At 58.0% G+C, this 19,681-nt stretch carries 17 protein-coding genes; 8 read left to right on the top strand and 9 right to left on the bottom strand.

From position 1 onward, the window contains the following. Nucleotides 1–160 precede the first annotated feature (160 nt). From dapB to grpE, 4 genes are all read right to left on the bottom strand, one after another. Nucleotides 161–967: a 4-hydroxy-tetrahydrodipicolinate reductase gene (gene dapB, locus ACYZTR_RS04835; RefSeq protein WP_461976883.1), complete on the bottom strand. Its 807-nt coding sequence runs from the start codon at nt 965–967 to the stop codon at nt 161–163. A gap of 9 nt (nt 968–976) precedes the next feature. Next, entirely contained in the window at nt 977–2,101 is a 1,125-nt protein-coding gene (gene dnaJ, locus ACYZTR_RS04830; protein ID WP_461976881.1) for a molecular chaperone DnaJ, read from the bottom strand. Nucleotides 2,102–2,398: 297 nt separating this feature from the next. Then, entirely contained in the window at nt 2,399–4,315 is a 1,917-nt protein-coding gene (gene dnaK / locus ACYZTR_RS04825; protein ID WP_461976879.1) for a molecular chaperone DnaK, read from the bottom strand. Between the two features lie 102 nt (nt 4,316–4,417). Continuing rightward, nucleotides 4,418–4,984 carry a nucleotide exchange factor GrpE gene (gene grpE / locus ACYZTR_RS04820; RefSeq protein WP_449643156.1) on the bottom strand — a complete coding sequence of 189 codons (567 nt, stop codon included), beginning with the start codon at nt 4,982–4,984 and terminating at the stop codon, nt 4,418–4,420. Nucleotides 4,985–5,225: 241 nt separating this feature from the next. Between grpE and recN the strand changes: the two genes are divergently transcribed. Next, on the top strand, nt 5,226–6,899 hold the full coding sequence (gene recN, locus ACYZTR_RS04815; protein WP_461976877.1) for a DNA repair protein RecN: 1,674 nt from the start codon (nt 5,226–5,228) through the stop codon (nt 6,897–6,899). A gap of 75 nt (nt 6,900–6,974) precedes the next feature. On the opposite strand, the gene fur is transcribed toward recN, so the two are convergent. After that, nucleotides 6,975–7,379, bottom strand: a complete 405-nt coding sequence (gene fur / locus ACYZTR_RS04810) for a ferric iron uptake transcriptional regulator (RefSeq protein ID WP_003197684.1) — start codon at nt 7,377–7,379, stop codon at nt 6,975–6,977. A gap of 97 nt (nt 7,380–7,476) precedes the next feature. Between fur and ACYZTR_RS04805 the strand changes: the two genes are divergently transcribed. Beyond that, the gene (locus ACYZTR_RS04805) at nt 7,477–8,004 is read left to right on the top strand and encodes an outer membrane protein assembly factor BamE (RefSeq protein ID WP_461976875.1); all 528 of its coding nucleotides are present in this window, start codon (nt 7,477–7,479) and stop codon (nt 8,002–8,004) included. Between the two features lie 61 nt (nt 8,005–8,065). Here ACYZTR_RS04805 and ACYZTR_RS04800 read toward each other — a convergent pair whose 3' ends face one another. From ACYZTR_RS04800 to ACYZTR_RS04790, 3 genes are read right to left on the bottom strand one after another with little or no spacing between them, the layout of a single operon-like run. After that, nucleotides 8,066–8,380, bottom strand: a complete 315-nt coding sequence (locus ACYZTR_RS04800) for an RnfH family protein (RefSeq protein ID WP_461976873.1) — start codon at nt 8,378–8,380, stop codon at nt 8,066–8,068. After that, nucleotides 8,373–8,807, bottom strand: a complete 435-nt coding sequence (locus ACYZTR_RS04795) for a type II toxin-antitoxin system RatA family toxin (protein ID WP_461976871.1) — start codon at nt 8,805–8,807, stop codon at nt 8,373–8,375. The genes ACYZTR_RS04800 and ACYZTR_RS04795 overlap by 8 nt, the downstream gene beginning before the upstream one ends. A 7-nt stretch (nt 8,808–8,814) precedes the next feature. Next, on the bottom strand, nt 8,815–10,218 hold the full coding sequence (locus tag ACYZTR_RS04790) for a sodium-dependent transporter (RefSeq protein WP_461976869.1): 1,404 nt from the start codon (nt 10,216–10,218) through the stop codon (nt 8,815–8,817). A gap of 118 nt (nt 10,219–10,336) precedes the next feature. Between ACYZTR_RS04790 and smpB the strand changes: the two genes are divergently transcribed. Continuing rightward, a complete protein-coding gene (gene smpB, locus ACYZTR_RS04785; protein WP_076028704.1) occupies nt 10,337–10,819 on the top strand; it encodes an SsrA-binding protein SmpB in 483 nt (160 codons plus the stop codon). Between the two features lie 144 nt (nt 10,820–10,963). On the opposite strand, the gene ACYZTR_RS04780 is transcribed toward smpB, so the two are convergent. Further along, nucleotides 10,964–11,731, bottom strand: coding sequence for a GntR family transcriptional regulator (locus ACYZTR_RS04780; RefSeq protein WP_461976867.1), 768 nt, complete (start codon nt 11,729–11,731; stop codon nt 10,964–10,966). Nucleotides 11,732–11,993: 262 nt separating this feature from the next. Between ACYZTR_RS04780 and ACYZTR_RS04775 the strand changes: the two genes are divergently transcribed. The 5 genes from ACYZTR_RS04775 (at nt 11,994) to ACYZTR_RS04755 (ending at nt 19,579) form a co-directional block, all read left to right on the top strand. Next, nucleotides 11,994–13,688, top strand: a complete 1,695-nt coding sequence (locus tag ACYZTR_RS04775) for a lactate permease LctP family transporter (protein ID WP_461976865.1) — start codon at nt 11,994–11,996, stop codon at nt 13,686–13,688. 137 nt (nt 13,689–13,825) lie between these two features. Continuing rightward, on the top strand, nt 13,826–14,650 hold the full coding sequence (locus ACYZTR_RS04770) for a (Fe-S)-binding protein (protein WP_461976863.1): 825 nt from the start codon (nt 13,826–13,828) through the stop codon (nt 14,648–14,650). Then, nucleotides 14,647–16,101 (top strand): LutB/LldF family L-lactate oxidation iron-sulfur protein, encoded by a 1,455-nt coding sequence (locus ACYZTR_RS04765; RefSeq protein ID WP_461976861.1) that lies wholly within the window; start codon nt 14,647–14,649, stop codon nt 16,099–16,101. The genes ACYZTR_RS04770 and ACYZTR_RS04765 overlap by 4 nt, the downstream gene beginning before the upstream one ends. Beyond that, nucleotides 16,101–16,772, top strand: coding sequence for a LutC/YkgG family protein (locus ACYZTR_RS04760; protein WP_461976859.1), 672 nt, complete (start codon nt 16,101–16,103; stop codon nt 16,770–16,772). Before ACYZTR_RS04765 ends, ACYZTR_RS04760 begins: the two co-directional genes overlap by 1 nt. Continuing rightward, entirely contained in the window at nt 16,769–19,579 is a 2,811-nt protein-coding gene (locus ACYZTR_RS04755; protein ID WP_461976857.1) for an FAD-binding and (Fe-S)-binding domain-containing protein, read from the top strand. Before ACYZTR_RS04760 ends, ACYZTR_RS04755 begins: the two co-directional genes overlap by 4 nt. Nucleotides 19,580–19,681: the final 102 nt, after the last annotated feature.

The following is a 19,681-nucleotide window of genomic DNA, read 5'->3' as shown; positions in this document are numbered from 1 at the left end:
TGCGCGCTTTTAGTGGACACACTAAAGCTGTAGCTTACAGAAAAAGGCATTTTTGGTCTACCGCCAATGAGCCTTAAAGGCCGGGGAATGCGACAGGACGTCGCTTGGCGTAATAAAACCGGGTCCAAACAGTGTGTTGGAACCCGGTTTCGGGCGCATCTTAACGCAGATCGAGCACGTCTTGCATGTCGTAAAGACCCGGCTCACGACCTTCCAGCCACAACGCAGCACGTACAGCGCCCTTGGCGAAGGTCATGCGACTGGACGCTTTATGCGTGATCTCCAGTCGCTCACCCTCACAAGCGAACAGCACCGTATGATCGCCAACCACATCACCACCACGAACAGTGGCAAAGCCGATCGTTTCACGCTCACGCGCACCGGTGTGGCCTTCACGCCCGTAAACCGCAACCTTTTGCAGATCACGATCCAGGGCGCTTGCGATGACCTCGCCCATGCGCAGGGCCGTACCTGAAGGCGCATCGATCTTGTGCCGATGATGAGCCTCGATGATTTCAATATCCGCCTCATCACCCAACACACGAGCCGTCATATCGAGCAGCTTCAGCGACAGGTTCACACCAACACTGAAATTGGCTGCGAACACAATGGGAATGTCCTTGCCCGCCTCCACCAGCAACTGCTTCTGCGCAGCGTCCAAACCGGTAGTGCCAATCACCATGGCCTTGCCCGTCTTGCGGCAGAACGCCAGGTTTTTCAGCATGACTTCCGGGAGTGTGAAGTCGATCAGCACGTCGAACTCATCGGCCACCGCCTCCACATGACCGGACAACGGCACGCCGATACGCCCGAGCGAAGCCAGCTCACCGGCATCCACGCCAATCAGCGTGCTGCCAGGGCGTACGATGGCTGCCGTCAGACCGGTCAGCGGCGCGCGTTGCTGCACTGCCTCGACCAGGATCTTGCCCATGCGCCCGGCAGCGCCCATCACAGCTATACGTCGCATGCCGACTCCTTACAAATCGCCAAAGAAGCGCTTCACGCCTTCGAACCAACCGGTGGTTTTAGGCGAATGGCTGTTGTCATCCGCCAGAGAGCTGCGGAACTCTTCCAGCAACTCGCGCTGACGACGACCCAGGTTGACCGGGGTTTCGACCGCCACACGGCACATCAAATCACCAGCACCGCCGCCGCGCACTGGCGCAACGCCCTTGCCGCGAACACGGAACTGCTTGCCGGTCTGAGTCCCCTCAGGGATTTTCAGTTTGACTCGACCATCGAGGGTCGGAATCTCCAGCTCGCCACCCAATGCCGCATCGACAAAACTGATCGGCACTTCGCAGAACAGGTGCTTGCCGTCGCGCTGGAAGATCGCGTGCTCGCGCACGTTGATCACCACGTACAGGTCGCCCGTCGGACCACCCTGAGCACCCGCCTCACCTTCGCCGGACAGACGAATGCGATCACCGGTATCGACACCGGCCGGCACTTTCACCGAGAGGGTTTTGTACTCTTCGACACGGCCCTGGCCTTGGCAGGAATCGCACGGATCGGAAATGATCTTGCCCTGACCATGGCAGCGCGGGCAGGTTTGCTGCACCGAGAAGAAGCCTTGCTGCATGCGCACCTGGCCGATACCGCCGCACGTCGGGCAGGTGATCGGCGCGGAGCCTTTCTTGGCACCCGAACCGTCGCACGGCTTGCAGTTGACCAGTGTCGGAACACGGATATTCACGGTCGTACCGCGCACCGCTTCTTCCAGATTCAATTCCAGCGTGTAACGCAGGTCGCTGCCGCGCTGAGCGCCGCCACGAGCACCGCCGCGACCGCCGCCGAAGAAGTCACTGAAGACATCACCAAAGATATCGGAGAAGTTCTGACCGCCAAACCCGGCACCGCCGCCGCCCATGCTCGGGTCGACACCGGCATGACCGTACTGGTCGTAGGCCGCGCGTTTGCTGGAATCGGACAGCACTTCGTAGGCCTCGTTGGCCTCCTTGAACATGTCTTCCGATGCTTTGTCATCGGGATTACGGTCCGGGTGGTGCTTCATTGCCAGGCGACGGTAGGCCTTTTTCAGGTCTGCTTCGCTTGAGCCACGCTCAACACCCAACACGTCGTAATAGTCACGCTTTGCCATAAGTCTTTGCACTCTTAAGGACGTTCGGCAAACCTCTCCTGAGCCTCGCCAAACTCGTTGAGCCCCAATACAGGCCCGGACCCAACTCACGTCAATTCAACGATCCTGGTCTTTGATTCAATGCGGTACTTTCAGCTCGAAAAGCAGGAGCATTCCCGGCCATACCGCCAACACACGAGCCTTGTCGCATGCTGTAAAAATTCGCTAACTCCAGACACGCCAACGCGGGAGCAAGCTCCCGCGCGGCGACATCCTACCAGTCACCGCCTGAAGGCAGTCAACCGGGCGACCAATAACTTACTTGTGGTCTTTGACTTCTTCGAACTCGGCATCGACAACGTCGTCAGCTTTTTCAGCTTTTTCGTCGTGCGGTGCCGCGCCTTCCGCAGACTGAGCCTGTTCGGCATACATCTTCTGCGCCACTGGCGCGGAGACTTTCGACAGCTCTTCTACCTTGGCGTCGATAGCAGCCTTGTCGTCGCCTTTGACGGCGGCTTCCAGGGCAACTACTGCGGCTTCGATTGCAGTCTTCTCTTCAGCGGTCACTTTGTCGCCAGCGTCAGCGACCATTTTGCGCGTCGAGTGAACCAGCGCATCGCCCTGATTACGAGCAGCGGCCAGCTCTTCGAACTGGCGATCTGCGTCGACGTTGGCTTCAGCATCGCGAATCATCTGCTGAATCTCTTCCTCGGACAGTCCGGAGTTAGCCTTGATCACGATCGACTGAGTCTTGCCGGTAGCCTTGTCTTTGGCGCCTACGTGCAGAATGCCGTTGGCGTCGATGTCGAAGGTCACTTCAATTTGTGGCACGCCACGTGGCGCTGGCGGAATCTCGGCCAGGTCGAACTTGCCCAGAGACTTGTTCTGAGCAGCCTGCTTACGCTCACCTTGCAGCACGTGAATGGTCACAGCGCCCTGGTTGTCATCGGCAGTCGAGAACACTTGCGACTTCTTGGTAGGAATCGTGGTGTTTTTCTCGATCAGCGCAGTCATCACGCCACCCATGGTTTCAATACCCAGGGTCAGCGGGCTGACATCGAGCAGCAGAACGTCTTTCACGTCACCGGCCAATACTGCGCCCTGGATAGCAGCACCCATGGCAACGGCTTCGTCCGGGTTCACGTCTTTACGTGCTTCTTTACCGAAGAACTCGGTCACCAGCTTCTGAACCAGTGGCATGCGGGTCTGACCGCCCACCAGGATCACGTCATTGATCGCGCCAATGTCGATACCGGAGTCTTTCAGAGCGATGCGGCAAGGTTCGATGGTGCGTTGAACCAGGTCTTCTACCAGCGCTTCGAGCTTGGCGCGGGAGATTTTCACGTTCAAGTGCTTAGGACCGGTGGCGTCTGCAGTGATGTACGGCAGGTTCACGTCGGTCGAATTGCTCGAAGACAGTTCGATCTTGGCTTTTTCAGCGGCCTCTTTCAGGCGCTGCATGGCCAGCGGGTCACCTTTAAGGTTCATGCCGCTTTCTTTCTTGAATTCGTCGACGAGGTAGTCGATCAGGCGAATGTCAAAGTCTTCACCGCCCAGGAACGTGTCGCCGTTGGTGGCCAACACTTCGAACTGGTGCTCACCATCGACTTCAGCGATTTCGATCACGGAAACGTCGAAAGTACCGCCGCCCAAGTCATAAACGATCACGGTGTGATCGCCCTTGGCCTTGTCCATACCGTAAGCCAGAGCAGCTGCGGTTGGTTCGTTGATGATACGTTTTACGTCCAGGCCCGCGATGCGGCCGGCGTCTTTGGTCGCTTGACGCTGACTGTCGTTGAAGTAGGCCGGAACGGTGATCACCGCTTCGGTCACTGGCTCGCCGAGGTAGTCTTCGGCGGTCTTCTTCATTTTCTTCAGAATTTCAGCCGAGATTTGTGGCGGCGACATTTTCTGGCCGTTCACTTCAACCCAAGCGTCACCGTTATCAGCCTTGGCGATTTTGTACGGGACCATCTTGATGTCTTTCTGTACGACTTCTTCGTCGAACTTACGACCGATCAAACGCTTCACCGCATACAGGGTGTTGTGCGGATTGGTCACTGCCTGACGCTTGGCCGATTGACCAACGAGGATTTCACCATCGTTGGCATAAGCGATGATCGACGGCGTGGTACGCGTGCCTTCAGCGTTTTCAATAACTTTGGCTACGCCGTTTTCCATCACGGAGACGCAGGAGTTGGTAGTCCCCAGGTCGATACCGATAATTTTGCCCATGTTCACTCTCCCGAAACTTTGGATTTGGATGCCGCAGCAGTGGTGGCTAACTGCGGTAGCACTTAAACGCTTGACTTCTAAATGGGGGCCTTGCGGCTAATTTCAAGCTTGTTCGTCAATCGAAGGCGAAACCGGCGCCGGGGCCTTGCTGACCACGACCATGGCCGGACGCAGCAGGCGACCGTTGAGCTGATAGCCCTTCTGGAACACCTTGAGCACGCTGTTCGGCTCGACGTCGGCGCTTTCCTGCATGGCCATTGCCTGATGCTGAACGGCATTGAACGGTTCGCCATGCGGATCGATCGCTTCCAGCTGATAACGCTTCAGGGTGTCCTGGAACATTTTCAGGGTCAGCTCAATGCCTTCGCGCATTGGACGGATGCTTTCGTCATCCGGATTGGACAACTCCAGACCGCGCTCCAGGCTGTCGATGATTGGCAACAAGTCACCGGCGAATTTTTCCAGCGCGAACTTGTGAGCCTTTTCGACATCCTGCTCGGCGCGACGGCGGACGTTCTGCAGATCAGCCGCTACACGCAAAGCCTGATCATGAGCGCCAGCCAATTGCTCTTCGAGCACTTGAACACGAGTCGCCAGTTCATCACCCGAATCCTGGGCAGCTTGATCGGCGTCTAGATTTTGCGTATCCACTGTCTGTTCGTCAGCCATAGATTTCTCCTTTCAATATCGTCCGCGAGCTCAACTCACGCTTCTGCCCAGCTATATGGGGCCGCAAAATTCAGCTTCAAGGGGCGCTTATTGATTAACCCTACAAAAAACAGCTGCTTTGTCATTCCCGGGCGCACTAAGGATTTCGTCGGGTCAAGCAAATCAAGCTAAGGGTGGGCATTGTCAGCCAGAAACAAAACACTGTATAAATAACCAGACCTAAAGCCTGGGAGCGGCCTTTATGCTGGTGCACCTGTCCGTACATAACTACGCCATCGTTGAACATCTCGATCTCGAACTCGATCGCGGGATGAGCGTGATCACAGGGGAGACCGGCGCCGGCAAGTCGATCATGCTCGACGCCCTGGGCCTGACCTTGGGCGATCGCGCCGACAGCGGCGTGGTCCGTCCCGGCGCAGACAAGGCCGATATCCTGGCAACCTTCGACCTGGTCGATATTCCGGAAGCCAGCGCCTGGCTGGCTGAGCGCGACCTGGAGAGTGACGGCCCGTGCATCTTGCGCCGGGTGATTACCGCCGAAGGGCGCTCGCGCGGCTACATCAATGGCACGCCCTGCCCCCTCGGCGATCTCAAGGCCCTGGGCGAGTTGCTGATCGACATCCACAGCCAGCACGAACACCAATCCCTGCTCAAGACCGACACGCACCGCCGTCTGCTCGACGAGTACGCCGGCGCAACAGACCTTGCCCGTCACGTGCATCTGGCCGCCCAACGCTGGCGCCAGACCCGCCAGGAACTGGAACGCCTCTCCAATTCCGGCGACGAACAACGCGCTCGCCATCAATTGCTCAGCTATCAACTCGAAGAGCTGGAAAACCTCGGCCTCGGCGAAAACGAGCTGGAGCAGTTGGAACAGGAACACAAGAACCTGACCAACGCCGAAACCCTGCTGGGCATTTGCCGGCAAGTGGTCGAGCAATGCAGCGAAAGTGATTCCGGCAATGTGCTGAACGCCCTCACCGCCAGCCTCAACCGCCTTTCGAGCGTCAACAATTCGATTGGGGCACTGGGCGAGGCCAGTAGCCTGCTGACCAGTGCGCAGATCCAGGTCGAAGAAGCCGTGGGGGAACTGAACCGCTTCCTTGATAACTTCGACGCCGATCCGGCGCGCCTTCAGTACCTGGAGGAACGCCTTGATGCGATCTACACCATGGCGCGCAAACACCGCATCCAGCCGACCGAAGTGGCGGAGATGCAGCAGAAGTTGCTCGATGAAATCGAGACCCTGAATGCAAACGACGAATCCATCGAGCGCCTGAGCGATGAACTGGCCTCCTATGCCCGTCATTATCAGGAGAAGGCTCGTGAGCTGAGCGATTTACGCCATCAGGCGTCGAGCAGCCTGGCCAGTGCCGTGGAGCAGGAAATCCAGCGACTGGGCATGCCCGGCGGTCGTTTCACCATCGAACTGCGCCCCAACAGCAGCGATGAACTGCTACCCAATGGCCTTGAACAGGTAGAACTGCTCGTGAGCGCCAACCCGGGGCAACCGCTGAAAGCCTTGGCAAAAGTCGCATCCGGCGGCGAGCTGTCACGGATCAGCCTGGCGATTCAAGTGATCACCGCGCAAACGTCGCGTGTACCGACCCTGGTGTTCGACGAAGTGGACGTGGGCATCGGCGGCCCGACCGCCGAGATCGTTGGCCAGTTGCTTCGTCGACTGGGGGAGCGCGGGCAGGTTCTGACGGTCACTCACTTGCCGCAAGTAGCAGCGCAGGGGCATCAGCATCTATTCGTGCACAAAGTGCGCGGTGAGGATGCCACTCACACAGCCGTCTCCAAACTGAGCAAAAATGATCGTGTCGAAGAGGTGGCGCGGATGCTGGGAGGCATCGACCTCACCAAGGAATCTCTGGCTCACGCCAAAAAAATGGTCGTCACTGCGAAAATTTAAGATCCGCAGAAAGCACGAAGGCGACCCTGGGGTCGCCTTCGCTCGTTTCGCGAACCTTAAGTTCGCGCGACATGCTTACTTTTTCTTGCGCACGTACAGTACAAGGTTGTGATCAACCATCTCGAAGCCATACTTGTCGACGATTGCCTTCTGCAGACGCTCGATTTCTTCGTCGAAGAATTCGATCACTTCACTGGTCTCGACGTTGACCATATGGTCGTGATGCTTGCCGTCGTCCAGCTCGAAGACCGCATGGCCTCCGTCGAAGTTGTGCCGCACCACAAGGCCAGCTGCCTCGAACTGAGTCAGAACACGGTAAACCGTGGCCAGACCGACGTCCTCACCAGCCTCCATCAGCGCCTTGTAGACATCCTCGGCACTCATGTGGCGTTGCTCGGCGGAATCGAGCATTTGCAGAATTTTGACCCGTGGAAGGGTCACTTTGAGGCCGGCTTTGCGTAGTTCGCTATTTTCAACCATGGTCAGCTTTCTCGCGATGCTGCTTCGCAGCTTCTCTTAATGCGGGTATGATCGGCGTTTACGTTGTCCCAGCCAAGATAGTGGAAGTCGCCCACCGATGCAAAACACCAAGCTCTTGCTAACCAGTTTCACCTTTGTGGGACTGCTCGCACTCGCCGGTTGTTCATTCCCCGGGGTTTACAAAATCGACATCCAGCAGGGCAATGTCGTCACGCAGGACATGATAGACCAGTTACGCCCGGGAATGACCCGTCGGCAAGTACGGTTTATCATGGGCAACCCTCTGCTGACTGACACGTTCCATGCCGATCGCTGGGATTACTTGTATAGCCTGCAACCCGGTGGTGGTGAACGCCAACAGGAACGCATTAGCGTTATCTTCAACCCTAATGACCAACTTGTCAGCCTCTCTGGTGATTTCATGCCAGGCGTGAGCCGGGACGAAGCCATTCTCGGCAAGGACAGCGGCACTGCAGTTGCTGCGCCAGCAGAAAACGTCGAGCAGCCGAAACCGGAGAAACCGGTCAAGCCAGGTTCGTTGCTGGATCAGATCCAGAAAGACGTCGACGGTGTAGAAACCGTTCCAGTCCCGACTCCAGAACCTCTGGAAACCTCGCCGCAATAATTTGCGACGCAATAAAAAACCCGGCATGTCCGGGTTTTTTATTGTCCAGCGTTTGAGCGAATCACTGATTCCGGGTTTTGGCCTCAGCAGCTTTGGCAGCACGCAACCGGCGAACCTCTTTCGGATCAGCCAGCAATGGCCGGTATATTTCGATGCGATCACCCGCCTGGACAGGACGATTGTCCGGATCAGCGATCACTTTGCCGAAGATCCCTACCGGGCAATCTGCCAGATCCAGCTCCGTAAACGCCTCGCCGACACCAGACTTCAGTAAAGCCGCCCGCACGGTTGTTCCTGCCGGCACCGTCAGCGACAGGAGCACCTGACGATCAATGGCGGCATAGACCACCTCAACGTCGATCACGACCTCAACCATGTATCTGTTTGGCGCGCTGGCAGAAGGCATCCACCAGCGTATTGACCGCCTGATTGAACAACGGCCCCAAGGTAGCGCGAACAATCGGCCCGGCGTAATCAAACGACAGGTCCAGGCTGATCTTGCAGGCCTTCTCCCCTAACGATTTGAACACCCAGACGCCATGCAACTGGTTGAACGGACCCTTCTCGAGGTTCATCTCAATCGAATGTCCGGGCACCAAGGTATTTCGAGTCACGAAATGCTGACTGAGGCCACCCTTGGCCACACCTACGCTGGCGCGCATATGCTCGAGAGAGCTTTCCAGCACTTCGGCCGTCGAGCACCACGGCAGGAATTCCGGATAACGCGCCACGTCGTTGACCAGGTCATACAGCGCTTGCGCCGGGTACGGCAGCAAGGCCGAACGTTGAATGTGTGTCGTCATGTCAGCGTCACTTCCACAGCTGGGCGGCAAACACTACAAGAATGCCGATGGGCGCCACATAGCGCATCAAGAACAGGGACAAGGCGAACAACGCAGGGTTGCGGATCGACAACTCGTCGCGTACCGCTTCACGGCCCATCACCCAGCCTGCAAACACCACGAAACACAAACCACCGAGTGGCAACATGATCCGCGAGGTGAAGAAATCGATCACACCAAAGAAATCCAGGCCTCCGGCCGCGCCCCATTGATAGAGGTGGAACAAACCGCCTTCGTTCACGAAAAATTTGGCTTCCTTCCAGATATTGAAGGAGAACACCGTGCCCAGGCCAACAAACCAGCAGGTGAATGCCAGCCAGAAGGTGACCCACGCGCGGCTGACTTTCGTGCGTTCAACCAGGTAAGCCACCATCGGCTCGAGCAAGGAAATCGCCGAACTCCACGCGGCAATCGCTACCAGCACGAAAAACACTACGCCCATCAACTGGCCGAACGCTACGTTACCAAAGGCAAAGGGCAGGCTGACGAACATCAGGCCAGGGCCTTCGCTCGGGTTCAGACCCGCGGCAAACACAATCGGAAACAATGCCAGACCTGCCACCAGGGAAACGAAGGTATCGAGCAGTGCCACGCCGACGATGGTGCCGGAAATCGATGAGTTCTTTGGCATGTAGGCGCCGTAGATCATGATCGAACCGACGCCTACGCTCAGGGAAAAAAACGCGTGCCCCATGGCGGGCAACAAGCCATCGAGTACTTTTTCCGGGTGGAAGTCGAACATAAAATGCACGCCCTCCATGAAATGGCCAGTGGTCATGCTGTAGCCCAGCAGCACCAGAATCATCACAAAGAGAAGCGGCATCATGATCCGCAGACTGCGTTCGAGCCCGGCAACGACGCCTTTGGCGATGACAACGGCAGACAGCAGCATGAAAATCGTGTGCCAAAGTGTCAGCCGCCATGGATCGGCGATTACATTGCCAAAATACGCGCCAACCTGATCAGGCGTTACTCCCTGAAAGTCACCACGGCCCATATTGATGATGTAATCCAGCGACCAGCCGCCGACCACACTATAGAAAGACAGGATGAGCAATGCCGTGATCATTCCGGCAAATGCGCCCCAGGACCACTTCGCCGAATGCCCTGCTTCCAGCGCTAGCACCTTCAAGGCGTTGGCAGGGCTCTGCCGGGCACGACGGCCGATCAGGGTTTCGGCCAACATGACCGGCATACCGATCAGCGCGATACAGGCCAGGAACATCAGCACAAAGGCACCGCCGCCATAGATGCCGACCATATATGGGAATTTCCAGATACTACCCAGGCCCACGGCCGAACCGGTCGCGGCGAGTATGAAGACCCAGCGGCTAGCCCAACTGCCGTGGACAGAAACCTTGTCTGTCGACATCGTTATCACGCCCAAGCGTTCAAAAAAGAGGCCGCATTGTCCGGGATTCAATCAACCTGCTCAAGCACGTAGCGACACCGTAGCCGACTTGCTTGCAACTCCCTATAATGCCGCCCCTATGGCTAAACAGAAGAAACACCCAACAGGGACCATCGCGCAGAATAAAAAGGCGCGACACGATTACTTCATCGAGCATAAGTTCGAGGCTGGTCTGGTCCTGGCCGGCTGGGAAGTAAAAAGTCTGCGGGCAAGCAAGCTACAACTGGTTGACAGTTACGTACTGCTCAAGGATGGCGAAGCCTGGCTGCTCGGCAGCCACATTACGCCTCTGATGACCGCCAGCACCCACGTTATCGCTGATCCGACCCGCACCCGAAAGTTGCTGCTCAACCGGCGCGAGCTGGAAAAGCTGGCCACTGCCGTGCAGCAAAAAGGTTATGCCTGCGTGTGCCTGTCCTGGTACTGGAGCAAGCACATGGTCAAGTGCGAGATCGCTCTGGGCAAGGGCAAGAAGGAATACGACAAGCGTGATACCGAACGCGAACGCGACGCCGGTCGCGAGTTGCAGCGTGCGGTGCGCAACAAGGGTAAGGAAGAGTAATCCTTCACCTTGATCATTCCCACGTCGAGGCGTCGAACCGTCCGCGTGGGAATGCAGCAATGGACGCTCCGCGTCCGCTTTGTGACGCGGAGCGTCACGGGATGCATTCCCACGCGGGAGCGTGGGAACGATCATCAGCCAAACCTACATCCCCTTGCGCCGCTCCGCCCGAGCCATGCGCTGCATTTCCTGACGCACTTCTTCCAGCACTTCCTGCACGTACAAAATGTGTCGGCTTGAAACTTCCCGCGCCTGTTCTGCCCTTCCTTCGATAATCGCCAGGTACAACTCACGATGCTGGGTGATCAGCATGTCGCGGGTTTCGGTGCGCTGCTTGTACATCCCGCCGATATTGGTCACCACGTTGCGCTTAAGCAGGTCGAACAACCCACGAATGGTGTGCAGCAACACCGCGTTGTGACTGGCTTCAGCAATCGCCAGATGGAATTTCGCATCCGCCGCGCCCTCTTCCGCACGGCTCACTTCATCATGACGCGTATAGCAGTCCTGTAATTCGTTGAAGGCCGTGGTCAACCGCTCGCGATCAACGTCCGTAGCGCGCAAGGCCGCGTAATAGGCACAGGAGGCTTCCAAAGTGTGGCGAAATTCCAGCAAATCGCGCTGCGCTTCAGGGTTGCTTTCCAGCAGATGCAGCAGCGGATCACTGAAGGTTGACCCCAGCGACTCCACCACGTAATTGCCGCCACCCTGGCGACTGACCAGCAAGCCCTTGGCCGCCAGTTTCTGAATCGCTTCGCGCAACGACGGGCGTGACACGCCGAACTGCTCGGCCAACGCGCGCTCGGCCGGCAAGCGCTCACCCGCCTTCAGCGTGCCCTCGAGGATCATCCCCTCGAGCTGCTCGACAATATCGTCAGACAAACGGCGCTGACGAATTTGATCAAACCCCATAACTCAATTCTCCACGATCCCGACGACTCGCCGGGCTCTCTATTCTGGCCTATCAGCGCTATGCCAGCACCTATCAGATGGCATTTTGTCGAGCGGACCAGATGCCCTCTGCACCGCTTATTCGACAAAAGTTTTAGAACGGCAAATTGACATGCCGCCTACAAGGCTTTTACCCTAGCCAACAGCGATTGTAAATTGGTATTACCAATTATCCAAGAACGCTGACCAGTGCCTGACCAACAACAATTAGGGGCCACCCCATATGCAAACCTGGCAACAGCTCTATTCCCCGCTCGGCAGTCTCGGCGTGTCCGCGCTCGCGGCCGTTATCCCCATCGTGTTTTTCTTCCTGGCATTGGCCGTGTTCCGGCTCAAAGGACATGTGGCCGGCAGCATCACGCTGGCCTTGTCCATTGCTGTGGCGATCTTCGCCTTCCAGATGCCGGTCGACATGGCCTTCGCCGCCGCCGGCTATGGCTTCGCCTACGGTCTGTGGCCGATTGCCTGGATCATCGTGGCGGCGGTATTCCTCTACAAACTGACGGTCAAGAGTGGTCAGTTCGAAGTGATCCGCAGCTCGGTGCTGTCAATCACTGACGACCAGCGCCTGCAAGTGCTGCTGATCGGCTTCTGCTTCGGTGCCTTCCTGGAAGGTGCAGCCGGTTTCGGTGCGCCGGTCGCGATTACCGCCGCACTGCTTGTAGGGCTGGGCTTTAACCCGCTGTACGCCGCTGGCCTGTGCCTGATCGCCAACACCGCGCCAGTGGCGTTTGGTGCCTTGGGGATTCCGATCATCGTCGCTGGGCAAGTGACCGGAATCGACGCCTTTAAGATCGGCGCCATGACCGGCCGTCAACTGCCGCTGTTGTCGTTGTTCGTGCCGTTCTGGCTGGTGTTCATGATGGATGGCCTGCGCGGCGTGCGGGAAACCTGGCCGGCAGCACTGGTCGCCGGTTTGAGCTTTGCCGTCACCCAGTTCTTCACCTCGAACTACATCGGCCCGGAACTGCCGGACATCACCTCGGCCCTGGCCAGTCTGATTTCCCTGACGCTGTTCCTGAAGGTATGGCAGCCGAAGCGCGCAGCGGGCCAACACATCGTTGGCGCCGTCTCGGCTTCCGTAGTCAGCGCCAGCACCGGCGGTTTCGGTCAGCCGCGCAGCACCGTGGCTTCGCCTTACAGCCTCGGTGAAATTCTCAAAGCCTGGTCACCGTTCCTGATCCTCACCGTGCTGGTCACTATCTGGACCCTGAAACCCTTCAAGGCAATGTTTGCCGCTGGCGGTTCGATGTACAGCTGGGTGTTCAACTTCGCGATCCCGCATCTGGACCAAATGGTGATCAAGGTCGCACCGATCGTGGCCGCCCCGACCGCTATACCGGCGGTGTTCAAACTCGACCCGATTTCCGCGACCGGCACGGCGATCTTCTTTTCCGCGCTGATCTCGATGCTGGTACTGAAGATCAACCTCAGAATTGGTCTGACCACTTTGAAAGAGACCTTCTACGAACTGCGCTGGCCGATTTTGTCCATCGGCATGGTCTTGGCGTTTGCCTTCGTCACCAACTTCTCGGGCATGTCATCGACCATGGCCCTGGTGCTGGCAGGCACCGGCGCAGCGTTCCCGTTCTTCTCGCCGTTCCTCGGCTGGCTGGGCGTATTCCTGACCGGTTCCGATACATCGTCCAACGCGCTGTTCGGTTCGTTGCAAGCGACCACTGCGCATCAGATCGGTGTCAGCGACACCTTGCTGGTAGCGGCAAACACCAGCGGCGGCGTGACCGGCAAGATGATCTCGCCCCAGTCGATCGCCGTGGCCTGTGCCGCGACTGGTCTGGTGGGTAAGGAATCGGATCTGTTCCGCTTCACCCTCAAGCACAGCCTATTCTTTGCAACGATCGTCGGCCTGATCACCCTGGCTCAGGCCTACTGGTTCACCGGCATGCTGGTGCACTAAGAACTATAAGAAAAACCGACGCCGAACCACTAATCCGGCGTCAGCTATTCACCACCCAGTCTGTAAGGCTACTGAAAGCTTCCCTCTCTATATTCAGCAGCCTCAACGGACGGATAACCGGCCGAGAGACACGCCTGATGAGCGAGCTTTTTTACAACGCTGTGCCGAACGCGACCCGTGTCGCCCCGCCACTGCCCGAGCCTCGGCAATACCCCAGCAAAAAGCCGTCTCGGGTTTACCTGTTCGGAACTTGCGTGGTGGATTTGTTCTACCCGGAAGCCGGGATGGATGCGATTCATCTGCTGGAACGCGAAGGCATACGTGTCGAGTACCCGCAAGGACAAAGCTGCTGCGGGCAACCGGCCTACACCTCGGGTTACACCGAGCAGGCAAGGACTGTGGCGCGCTCGCAACTGGCGCTGTTTGCCGGGGACTATCCAGTGGTGGTGCCGTCAGGATCGTGTGCCGGCATGTTGCGCGAACACTATGCCGACTTGTTCAAGGATGAGCCGCAAACACTGAAACAGGTTCAGGCACTGGCGGCACGGACCTACGAGTTGGCCGAGTTCCTGTTGTTTGTCTGCAAGGTGCAGCTCAAGGACAGCGGCACACCGGTAAAAGTGGCGTTGCACACTTCGTGTTCGGCACGTCGTGAGATGAACACCCACCTGCACGGCCGTGAGTTATTGGCGCAGCTGAGCAACGTGGAGCGAGTCGACCACAGCCATGAAAGTGAATGCTGTGGCTTCGGTGGGACTTTCAGCGTCCGTATGCCAGACATTTCCGGCGCGATGGTGGCTGACAAGACCCGATCGTTGAAGGAATCCGGCGCGCACCAGGTACTGAGTGCCGACTGTGGTTGCCTGATGAACATCAACGGCTCGCTGGAGAAACAGAAGGAAGCGTTGCGCGGCCAACACCTGGCCAGTTTCCTTTGGCAGCGAACCGGAGGTGTTCTATGAACGCTTCCGCGATTATTCCTACGGTTGCCGTGGAAGAAGATTTTCGCACCCGGGCTCACAAGGCCTTGGGTGACAAGCAACTGCGAAACAACTTTCGCACTGCGATGGATTCACTGATGACAAAACGGGCAGCGTCCTTCAGCGATGCCCACGAACGAGAACATTTGCGAGCGCTGGGTAATGCTGTCCGCGCCCGTGCGTTATCCAAGTTGCCCGACCTGCTCGAGCAGCTTGAACAAAACCTGACCCGCAACGGTGTGACAGTGCACTGGGCGGAAACGGTGGACGAGGCCAATGGCATCGTCCTCTCGATCATCCGCGCTCACGAGGGGCGGCAAGTGATCAAGGGCAAATCGATGGTCAGCGAAGAGATGGAGATGAACCATGTCCTCGAGGCTCAAGGCATTGAATGCCTGGAGTCGGACATGGGTGAATACATCGTCCAGCTCGACCACGAGAAGCCTTCACACATTATTATGCCGGCGATCCACAAGAATGCCGGTCAGGTCGCGTCCTTGTTCCACGACAAACTTGGCGTGGAGTACACCAAGGACGTTGACCAACTCATTCAGATCGGTCGCAAAGTCTTGCGGCAGAAATTCTTCGAAGCGGACATCGGCGTCTCCGGCGTCAACTTCGCCGTGGCCGAAACCGGCACCTTGCTGCTGGTGGAAAACGAAGGCAACGGACGGATGACCACCACGGTGCCGCCCGTGCACATCGCCGTCACCGGCATCGAAAAAGTCGTGGAAAACCTGCGCGACGTGGTGCCGCTTTTGTCTCTGCTGACCCGCTCGGCACTCGGCCAGCCGATCACCACCTACGTCAACATGATCTCCGGCCCGCGCAAGGAGCATGAACTCGACGGCCCTCAGGAAGTGCACCTGGTATTGCTCGACAACGGTCGCAGCCAGGCCTTTGCCGACAGCGAATTGCGTCAGACCCTGAACTGCATCCGTTGCGGCGCGTGTATGAATCATTGCCCGGTCTACACCCGAATCGGCGGCCACGCCTATGGGGAGGTTTACCCTGGGCCTATCGGAAAAATCGTCACCCCACACATGGTCGGTCTGGCGAAAGTCCCGGACCACCCGAGCGCCTCGTCGTTGTGCGGCGCTTGCGGCGAAGTCTGTCCGGTAAAAATTCCTATTCCGGCACTGCTGCGTCGCCTGCGGGAGGAGAACGTCAAGGCTCCGGACAGTCCGCATCAAGTCATGCGCGGCCAAGGCAGCAAATATTCGCGCAAGGAACGCTTTATCTGGAACGCCTGGGCCAAGCTCAACAGCTCGCCGACGCTCTATCGCCTGTTCGGCTTCTTCGCCACTCGCCTGCGTGCCCTAGCACCGAGTAACGTTGGTCCTTGGACGCAAAACCACAGCGCACCGAAACCCGCTGCCCGCTCACTGCATGACATGGCCCGCGAGCATCTGGCCAAACAGGGAGATCGCTGATGAGCGCCAAGCAAAATATCCTCACCAAGTTGCGCAAAAGTCTGACCGGCACCACACCGGTGCCTGACGAATTCGATGTCGAACTGGTGACAGTGCCGTACACCTACACCGCTGAGCAACGCATCCCGCAACTGCGCAAATTGATGGAAGCGGTGCACACCGAAATACATCTGACGTCAGGCGAAGGTTGGCCCGAGTTGCTGGCCCATTTACTGCGGGATCGCCAGATACCGAGCCTGTTGATCGCACCGACTACACCTCACGGTCAACGTGTCACTCAGCATTGGGCGAAAAATCCTGACCTGCCCACGCTCAAAGCCTACGACCGTCCGGTTGAAGAATGGAAAGCCGAGCTGTTCAACGACACCCCGGCGAGCCTCACCACCACCCTCGGTGCAATCGCCGCCACGGGCAGTCTGATTCTCTGGCCGACGCGAGAAGAACCGCGCCTGATGAGTCTGGTACCGCCGGTGCATTTCGCCCTGCTCAAGGCGAGTGACATCCGCGACAACTTCTATCAGGTGCAGCAAGAATTCGAGTGGGCCCAAGGCCTGCCGACCAACGCCCTGCTGGTGTCCGGCCCGTCGAAAACCGCTGACATCGAGCAAGTCCTGGCTTACGGCGCACACGGTCCAAAAGACCTGGTGGTTCTGATTCTGGAGGACCAATGACTCTACCGGCGGCTTTTCTGAGAGATGCACATCAACTGATTCCCCAAGAACGACGTTTCGATGATCCGCTGTCGACCTTGGCCTTCGGCACCGACGCCAGTTTCTACCGGCTGATTCCGAAACTGGTGATTCGTGTCGAGTCCGAAGATGAAGTGGTGGCGCTGTTGAAACTGGCGCTACGGGATCAAGTCCCGGTAACGTTCCGCGCCGCCGGCACCAGCCTGTCCGGCCAAGCCATCAGCGATTCGGTATTGATCGTCCTCGGGGATAACTGGAACGGTCGCGAGATTCGCGGGCAAGGCACACAAATTCGTCTGCAACCAGGCGTTATCGGCGCGCAAGCCAACGCGTGGCTGGCACCGTTCGGACGTAAGATCGGTCCGGACCCGGCCTCGATCAATGCCTGCAAGATCGGCGGCATCGTCGCCAACAATGCCAGCGGCATGTGCTGCGGCACGGCGCAAAACACTTATCACACGTTGGCTGGCATTCGTCTGGTGTTGGCCGATGGCAGCCGTCTTGATACCGAAGATGCGGCGAGTGTTGCAGCGTTTCGTGAGAGCCACGCTTCGCTGCTCGAACGTCTGGCGAGCCTGGGTCGCGAAACTCGCGCCAACGCCGAACTGGCAGCAAAAATTCGCCACAAATACCGTCTGAAAAATACCACCGGACTATCTCTCAACGCCCTGGTGGATTTCGACGAACCTGTGGATATCTTGAGCCACCTGCTGGTGGGCTCCGAAGGCACCCTCGGGTTCATCAGCGCGGTGACTTACGACACGGTGATCGATCACCCGAACAAAGCCTCGGCGTTGATCGTGTTCGCGGATGTGGAAACCTGCTGCAACGCCGTCACCGTGCTGAAAAGCCAACCGGTGTCGGCCGTGGAACTGCTGGACCGCCGCAGCCTGCGCTCGGTGCAGAACAAACCCGGCATGCCGGCTTTCGTACAGCATCTGTCGAACAATGCCTGCGCCTTGCTGATCGAATCCCGCGCCGCATCGTCCACTTTACTGCGCGAACAACTGGCGCACATCATGACGTCGTTGACCTCGTTTCCGGTGGAAAAACAAATCGATTTCACCGAAGACCCGGTGGAAAACGCCCGCCTCTGGGCGATCCGCAAGGACACCTTCCCCGCCGTCGGCGCCGTGCGTAAAACCGGCACCACGGTGATCATCGAAGATGTGACCTTCCCGGTTGAACAGCTGGCCTTCGGCGTGAATCGGCTGATCGAGTTGTTCGACAAACATCACTACGACGAAGCGATCCTTTTCGGACACGCCCTGGAAGGCAATCTGCACTTCGTCTTCACCCAAGGCTTCAACAACCCGGAAGAAGTCGCACGCTATCAGGCGTTCATGGAGGACGTCGCGCAGTTGGTGGCAGTGGAGTTCGGTGGTTCGCTGAAGGCTGAACACGGCACCGGTCGCAACATGGCGCCCTTCGTCGAACTGGAGTGGGGCAGCGATGCCTACCAGTTGATGTGGCAGCTCAAGCGCCTGCTCGACCCGAACGGCATTCTCAACCCGGACGTGGTGCTCAGCGAGGATCCGCAGATCCACCTCAAGCACCTGAAACCGTTGCCGGCCGCCGACGAGATTGTGGATAAGTGCATTGAGTGCGGTTTCTGCGAACCGGTTTGCCCGTCGAAAGGTCTTACGCTGAGCCCGCGCCAGCGCATCGTGATCTGGCGTGATATTCAGGCGAAGAAACGTGCAGGCGTGGACACCGCCGAGCTCGAAGCCGCTTACGAATACCAAGGTATCGAAACCTGCGCCGCCACCGGCCTCTGTGCGCAGCGTTGCCCTGTAGGAATCAACACCGGCGAGCTGGTGAAAAAGCTCCGTGGCCGGAAGGCAACTCATACGAAAACTGCCCATTGGCTGGAAGGTAATTTCGCCACTGCGCTGCAGGGTGCACGTTTCACCCTGCACGTGGCCAACGGCGCGCGGATGCTGTTGGGGGCGCCACGATTGGCGAAGCTTTCGGCAACGTTGACGCGCTTATCCAAAGGTCAGGTCCCGCAATGGACCAATGCCATGCCGCAACCGGAAAAAGCCATTCGCTTCAGCCCGACCGTGTCGGACGAACGCCCTCGAGTGGTGTACCTGGCGGCCTGCGTGTCGCGGGCAATGGGCCCGGCGGCGGGTGATAAAGAGCAAATATCGCTGTACGACAAAACCCGTGGGCTGCTGGAAAAGGCCGGCTACCAAGTGGTCTTCCCGGACAATCTGGACAACCTCTGCTGTGGTCAGCCGTTCGCCTCCAAGGGCTATGCCAAACAGGCCGAACACAAACGCCAGGAACTGATCGGCGCGTTGCTGCACGCCAGTCGCGGTGGGCTCGACCCGATCTACTGCGACACCAGCCCGTGTACGTTACGGCTGGTTCAAGACCTGGGTGAAGTGCGACTGGACTTGTACGACCCCGTGCGTTTCATTCGTACGCATTTGATGGATCGTCTGGATTTCACGCCGCAGGAAGCGCCGATCGCGGTACATGTCACCTGCAGTACTCAACACCTTGGCGAGAGCCAGGCGTTGATCGATCTGGCCCGCAAGTGCAGTAAAAACGTGGTCATTCCTGAAGGTATTCACTGCTGTGGTTTTGCTGGAGACAAGGGTTTCACCACGCCGGAGCTGAATGCTCATTCGCTGCGCACGCTCAAGGATGCGGTGCAGCAGTGCAGCGAAGGGATTTCTACCAGTCGCACCTGTGAGATAGGTCTGACGCAACACGGTGGAATTGACTATCACGGGCTGGTCTATCTGGTCGATCGGGTCACCCAAGCCAAGTTGCCCTGACGCATTTTCCCCAGCGAAAAGGGGCACTCGCGCCCCTTTTTAGTGCGCCCTTCAGCCGTCGAGCAAGTTTTTCTTAGCCTTTCAAGAAAAAACCGAATTCCT

The organism is Pseudomonas sp. Hz4 (assembly GCF_054898165.1).
The sequence above is the reverse complement of the archived record's forward strand: the minus strand, read 5'-3'. Positions and strand labels throughout refer to the sequence as shown.

What these genes read in the sequence shown, in the direction of transcription:
- recN (WP_461976877.1), top strand. Translation starts at nt 5,226, where the DNA reads ATGCTGGTGCACCTGTCCGTACATAACTACGCCATCGTTGAACATCTC.
- grpE (WP_449643156.1), bottom strand. Translation starts at nt 4,984, where the DNA reads ATGGCTGACGAACAGACAGTGGATACGCAAAATCTAGACGCCGATCAA.
- fur (WP_003197684.1), bottom strand. Translation starts at nt 7,379, where the DNA reads ATGGTTGAAAATAGCGAACTACGCAAAGCCGGCCTCAAAGTGACCCTT.
- ACYZTR_RS04790 (WP_461976869.1), bottom strand. Translation starts at nt 10,218, where the DNA reads ATGTCGACAGACAAGGTTTCTGTCCACGGCAGTTGGGCTAGCCGCTGG.
- ACYZTR_RS04800 (WP_461976873.1), bottom strand. Translation starts at nt 8,380, where the DNA reads ATGGTTGAGGTCGTGATCGACGTTGAGGTGGTCTATGCCGCCATTGAT.
- ACYZTR_RS04755 (WP_461976857.1), top strand. Translation starts at nt 16,769, where the DNA reads ATGACTCTACCGGCGGCTTTTCTGAGAGATGCACATCAACTGATTCCC.
- ACYZTR_RS04780 (WP_461976867.1), bottom strand. Translation starts at nt 11,731, where the DNA reads ATGGGGTTTGATCAAATTCGTCAGCGCCGTTTGTCTGACGATATTGTC.
- dnaJ (WP_461976881.1), bottom strand. Translation starts at nt 2,101, where the DNA reads ATGGCAAAGCGTGACTATTACGACGTGTTGGGTGTTGAGCGTGGCTCA.
- dnaK (WP_461976879.1), bottom strand. Translation starts at nt 4,315, where the DNA reads ATGGGCAAAATTATCGGTATCGACCTGGGGACTACCAACTCCTGCGTC.
- ACYZTR_RS04770 (WP_461976863.1), top strand. Translation starts at nt 13,826, where the DNA reads ATGAGCGAGCTTTTTTACAACGCTGTGCCGAACGCGACCCGTGTCGCC.
- ACYZTR_RS04795 (WP_461976871.1), bottom strand. Translation starts at nt 8,807, where the DNA reads ATGACGACACACATTCAACGTTCGGCCTTGCTGCCGTACCCGGCGCAA.
- ACYZTR_RS04805 (WP_461976875.1), top strand. Translation starts at nt 7,477, where the DNA reads ATGCAAAACACCAAGCTCTTGCTAACCAGTTTCACCTTTGTGGGACTG.
- dapB (WP_461976883.1), bottom strand. Translation starts at nt 967, where the DNA reads ATGCGACGTATAGCTGTGATGGGCGCTGCCGGGCGCATGGGCAAGATC.
- smpB (WP_076028704.1), top strand. Translation starts at nt 10,337, where the DNA reads ATGGCTAAACAGAAGAAACACCCAACAGGGACCATCGCGCAGAATAAA.
- ACYZTR_RS04760 (WP_461976859.1), top strand. Translation starts at nt 16,101, where the DNA reads ATGAGCGCCAAGCAAAATATCCTCACCAAGTTGCGCAAAAGTCTGACC.
- ACYZTR_RS04775 (WP_461976865.1), top strand. Translation starts at nt 11,994, where the DNA reads ATGCAAACCTGGCAACAGCTCTATTCCCCGCTCGGCAGTCTCGGCGTG.
- ACYZTR_RS04765 (WP_461976861.1), top strand. Translation starts at nt 14,647, where the DNA reads ATGAACGCTTCCGCGATTATTCCTACGGTTGCCGTGGAAGAAGATTTT.